This window comes from Actinomadura napierensis (assembly GCF_039529375.1).
GTDB classification, from domain to species: domain Bacteria; phylum Actinomycetota; class Actinomycetes; order Streptosporangiales; family Streptosporangiaceae; genus Spirillospora; species Spirillospora napierensis.
On the sequence record NZ_BAAAMR010000296.1, the window covers coordinates 1 to 752 of the forward strand.

At 32.6% G+C, this 752-nt stretch carries 1 protein-coding gene; it reads right to left on the bottom strand.

What is annotated here, in order from left to right:
• Positions 1-392: 392 nt before the first annotated feature.
• On the bottom strand, positions 393-752 hold a 360-nt coding region (locus ABD296_RS49545), incomplete at its 5' end, for a DIP1984 family protein (protein ID WP_188140918.1).

Consider the following 752-nt stretch of genomic DNA (forward strand, 5'->3'; position numbering starts at 1 on the left):
AAATATCAGGCTTACGAATCCAAGTATGTTCTCGGCCAATGATGAGATTGAACAAAAAGCCCAGAATTAACCTGGGCTTCGTATAAGAGATTTTATGTTAAATGCCGAACTGAATTAAAAATAGAAATGTAGTTGAGCTGATGCTTGTTCATTTCTTTATTTTTAGTAATTGAGGTGAACATACTGTCAGTACATGGTAGTTATAAGTAACGTGTAACTTTGTTTGCACAAAGATTTGAGTTATGCCAAGTGATGGATTGATTTGTACTTAAAATTTTAAGCTTATCCACTTGCTTTGCAAGCCACTACACTTTATTTACAATCCTATGTTGTGGAAGTAAAGGATCTTGTACTCGCCCAGTATGTTCAACTTGATTATATCTAAAGGACTATTAGGCTTCAATCAAATCAATTTTCCAATTAGTCGACTGAATTAACACGTTTAAATCACGTAATTTAAGACTAATATCATCAGCTTGTTTTTGTAATGATGAAACTGGAATAACTTTATGCCACTTTATTTCCCGCGTACTATAACGATCAGATTCACGAGATGTATTACTTATTGCTGCAGTTAGGGTTTTGTGCTGTTCTACAAATTCATCACGCAAAGTCAATAAAGCAAGTAGAGAACGGCCATCATTTAATTTTGTTAAAGCATTAGTTTCATGAATTGCATAACTTAATTTTTGAAATTCTTGAATTAAAGAAAATACTTGTTTTAGTAGTTCATTTGGATCTTCAGATGGTTG